The sequence below is a fragment of the Clostridium tarantellae genome, assembly GCF_009295725.1.
In the GTDB taxonomy this organism is placed as follows: Bacteria; Bacillota; Clostridia; order Clostridiales; family Clostridiaceae; genus Sarcina; species Sarcina tarantellae.
Genome location: NZ_WHJC01000298.1, coordinates 1 through 4,062, shown reverse-complemented (window position 1 = coordinate 4,062; position 4,062 = coordinate 1). Strand labels below are relative to the sequence as shown.

Here is a 4,062-nt window from a genome sequence, read left to right as displayed (position 1 = left end):
TCCTTGTAAAATTAAGTTTTGGTCGGCAAACCTACTATTATTTTACATCGGAGGTTTTATTTTTTTCTACTCATAGCTATAAGCTTTTTAGAACCACAGGTAAAACCTGTGGTATTCATTAATACAAAAAAAACATCTAGTATTTTACTAGATGTTTTGGCGGAGAATCCGGGATTTGAACCCGGGCGCCAGTTGCCCGACCTACGCCCTTAGCAGGGGCGCCTCTTCAGCCACTTGAGTAATTCTCCATATTATTCCATTTTATTTTTAGGTAAAAAAAATGGCGGAGAGAGTGGGATTCGAACCCACGGTACGCTCACACGCACGCCGGTTTTCAAGACCGGTGCCTTAAACCAACTCGACCATCTCTCCGTGTCATTTACAATATTTATTATACTAACTTATATTAAAAATGTCAATATATTTTTTAACTTTTTTTTAAAGATACTAATAATTTAATTTAATTATTAGTATCTTTTAATTGTTTATATATTAATTATTTTATTTCATCACATCTCATAAATGCTTTTAAAGCATCTGGTATAACTACTGAACCATCCTTTTGTTGATAGTTTTCTAGTATTGCAGCAACTGTTCTTCCTATAGCAACTCCTGAACCATTTAAAGTATGAATAAATTGTGGTTTATCTTTTGGATTATTTTTAAATTTAATATTTGCTCTTCTTGCTTGAAAATCTTCAAAATTTGAACAACTTGATATCTCAACATATCTATTGTAACTTGGCATCCAAACTTCTATATCATACTTTAATGCAGCTGTAAAACCTAAATCACCTTTACAAATTCTAACTATTCTATATGGTAATCCTAAGCCTTGAAGAACTGATTCAGCATCAGCAACTAACTTTAATAACTCATCATAACTTTCTTCAGGTTTACAGAACTTAACTAGCTCAACTTTATTAAACTGATGTTGTCTTATAAGACCTCTAGTATCTCTACCTGCGGATCCAGCTTCTGCTCTAAAACATGCACTATATGCTACATGTTTAATTGGAAGTTCTTCACCCTTTAAAGTTTCATTCTTATACATATTAGTTACTGGAACTTCAGCTGTAGGAATTAAAAAGTATCCATTATTCTCTACTTTAAATGCATCTTCTTCAAACTTTGGTAATTGTCCAGTCCCTATCATACTATCTCTATTAACCATAAATGGAGGTAATACTTCAGTATATCCATTTTCAAATGTGTGTTTATCTAAGAAATAATTTATTATAGATCTCTCTAATCTAGCACCTAAAGATTTATATATTGTAAATCTTGAACCTGTAGTTTTACCAGCTCTTTCAAAATCTAATATATCTAAATCTGTTCCTAAATCCCAGTGTGCTTTAGGTTGAAAATCAAATTTTGTTGGCTCACCCCAAACTTTTATTTCAATATTATCTTCATCTGATTCACCATCTGGAACTTGAGGATTTGGTATGTTTGGTATTCTAAGCATTATATAATTTATTTTTTCATCTATTTCAGCTACTTTAGCATCATCACTCTTAATTTTTTCACCAATTTCTCTCATTTCAGCCATTACAGGAGCAACATCCTCTCCCGCTTTTTTTCTTTTTGGAATTTCTGCTGATACTTGATTTCTCTTGTTCTTTAAAGATTCTACCTCTACAAGAATTTTTCTTCTTTCTTCATCTAATTTTATAATTTCATCTATAACTGATGTATCAAAATCTTCTCCTCTATTAGCTAATGCAGTTTTAATTTCTTCTGGATTTGTTCTTATTCTTTTTAAATCTAACATTTTTATTCTCCCTTCAATAATTGCATTTTTCTAATTTAAAGCAATAAAAAAGGAGCCTTATTTTCCCTTATAAAAAGGGACGAAAAGACTCCGCGTTGCCACCCTAATTGATAAATAAAATTAATTTTATCTATCCACTTGAAAAATTTAACGGTTTATACCGTACTGCTCATCACAGTCCCTCACAGGTGGATTCATAAAATAAATATATCAGTTTACACCTACCACTGACTCTCTAAAAATACTTAATTTTACTACTTGCCTGATCCTAGGTTAATATTTTATTTAAATTAATTATATAAAATATATTACTATACTGTCAATTTATTTCCTAAATATTTTATCTAACATATTATTAATTATCTTTAGATATATTTTTAGTACAAATTATATCTATTCCTGTATTCATAATATTTTTACATACAATATTACCTATTTTTGTAGGTACCCCAACATATAGTCTACTTAATATTTTAGAAAATTCTATCCACTTATCTATTTCTACTGGCTTATTACTTTTGACTGGTACTACATTGTATTTTTTTGAACCTCTAATTCTTACAACACTAGTAAATACCTCTTTTTCCATGAAAATTACCTCCTTTAGACTTCATTAAACTCTTTTATTCTAGAAGCAAGAACTTTTGAATTCTTTGAATCTTCTACAATTTCTGTAGGTTTTTTATCTAACTCTCTAGCTAAAATATCTATTATTTTGCTAATGCAGTATGCTCCATGGCAATTACCAAAAGTTGCTCCTGTTCTTCTCTTAACTCCTTCAACTGTTCTAGCGCCAAGTGGTCTTCTGATGCAATCTACTATCTCACCTTCACACACATAATTACATAAACATATTATTTTACCATATCTTTTATCTAATGCAATTAGTTCATTCCTTTGTTCATCTGATAATTCTCTAAATCTATAAAATTCTCTTCTTTTATCAATAAAATTTTTGTTAGATCCACAGTTTAAATTATCTACTATAGTTTCACATATAAGATTTGAAATTGCTGGTGCTATAGTAATTTCTGCATAATGTTTACCAGTAACTTTTATATAACCTCTATTTATTTCACTATCATCAATTATCATTACTTCTCTATGATGGTCATCATAAAATATATCTTTAACATTATCAGCCACTATACTTGGTAGAAACTCCTTTGATTTTGTTATAGAACTTCTAAAACTAGAAATGTCATGACAATTGACGCCTATTAATGTATCTCTTCCAAGCGTTTGTGTTTGTAATATAAAATTATCTTCATCTTCTATTTTTACTATTATATTAGATGTTTTCTCTTTTATTTCATTATTTAATAACAAATAATAAGTTTTTAATGTACATTCATTTTCATAATTCTTATTTTTATCTATTGTATATGCTTCTCCTGGAATTGTATTTACAACGAATCTACATTTAAATTTATTTTTATTAGTGGTTACTTTAAAACCTTTTGACAAACTTTGAATGTCTGTTACAACTTCTTCTAATCTAAAACTAACACCATTATCATAAGCTACTTCTCCATATGCTATAGCCAAATCATATGGGCTTATTATTGCAGTATTTTCAGAATATAATGCTTTTATAGCATTGCAGCTTAAATTTGGTTCTATATTATAAATTTCGTCTTTTTCTATTAAATTTATATTTTCTATTCCTCTATCTATAGCTCTTTCATACATACGTTCTACTATTTTAAGACTTTCTTCATCAGTAGCTACATTTAATGTACCTACTGTTTTATATGGAACATTTAACTTTTTAGTTATTTCTTTCAACATTTTATTACCCATATTTTCTAAAGCACTCATTAAATCATCTTTTGATTCACATCCATCATAAACAATAGCTGTATTAACAAAAGATATATCATCTGCTATATCAAAATCTTTTTCAATTACTGCAATATTTAAATTATACTTAGATAATTCATAGGCAACAGCACAACCTATTATACCACCACCTAATATCAAAACATCATAATCCATTTTTTTCACTCCTAGCTATAGTTTTTATAAAAATTTCCATTAGAATTATAACATATTTTTATATTAAATTTATTAATAATATACACCACTTTACAAGTAATTAAAAATTAATTTTATAAAAAATGAACCAAATTCCTAAAAACTGTGCAAACTATTAATACACCCAATACTAATAAAACACAGGAGGAATTTGGTTCTATGAATAGTATTGACGAAAAATCTATAATTAAAACATTAAACAGTTATTTCGTTGAGTATAAAAATATTTTTTATAAAAGAAGCTTTGAAAA

Annotated in this window: 3 protein-coding genes, 2 tRNA genes and 1 other annotated feature; all 5 genes read right to left on the bottom strand. The window is 28.1% G+C overall.

The genetic code is table 11. The features are described from left to right. Window positions 1-157: 157 nt before the first annotated feature. A tRNA-Ser gene (locus GBZ86_RS13445) sits at window positions 158-248 on the bottom strand. 33 nt (window positions 249-281) lie between these two features. After that, a tRNA-Ser gene (locus GBZ86_RS13440) sits at window positions 282-372 on the bottom strand. A 124-nt stretch (window positions 373-496) separates the two neighbouring features. Continuing rightward, complete coding sequence (gene serS / locus GBZ86_RS13435; RefSeq protein ID WP_152891462.1) at window positions 497-1,774, bottom strand: serine--tRNA ligase; 1,278 nt, start codon at window positions 1,772-1,774, stop codon at window positions 497-499. Between the two features lie 72 nt (window positions 1,775-1,846). Further along, window positions 1,847-2,053, bottom strand: a binding site (T-box leader). Window positions 2,054-2,129: 76 nt separating this feature from the next. After that, window positions 2,130-2,363: a DUF1667 domain-containing protein gene (locus GBZ86_RS13430; protein WP_152891460.1), complete on the bottom strand. Its 234-nt coding sequence runs from the start codon at window positions 2,361-2,363 to the stop codon at window positions 2,130-2,132. Between the two features lie 14 nt (window positions 2,364-2,377). Further along, window positions 2,378-3,772, bottom strand: a complete 1,395-nt coding sequence (locus tag GBZ86_RS13425) for an NAD(P)/FAD-dependent oxidoreductase (RefSeq protein ID WP_152891458.1) — start codon at window positions 3,770-3,772, stop codon at window positions 2,378-2,380. Window positions 3,773-4,062 lie beyond the last annotated feature (290 nt).

Coding starts and splice junctions, on each gene's coding strand:
- GBZ86_RS13430 (WP_152891460.1), bottom strand. CDS start 2,363: ATGGAAAAAGAGGTATTTACTAGTGTTGTAAGAATTAGAGGTTCAAAA.
- serS (WP_152891462.1), bottom strand. CDS start 1,774: ATGTTAGATTTAAAAAGAATAAGAACAAATCCAGAAGAAATTAAAACT.
- GBZ86_RS13425 (WP_152891458.1), bottom strand. CDS start 3,772: ATGGATTATGATGTTTTGATATTAGGTGGTGGTATAATAGGTTGTGCT.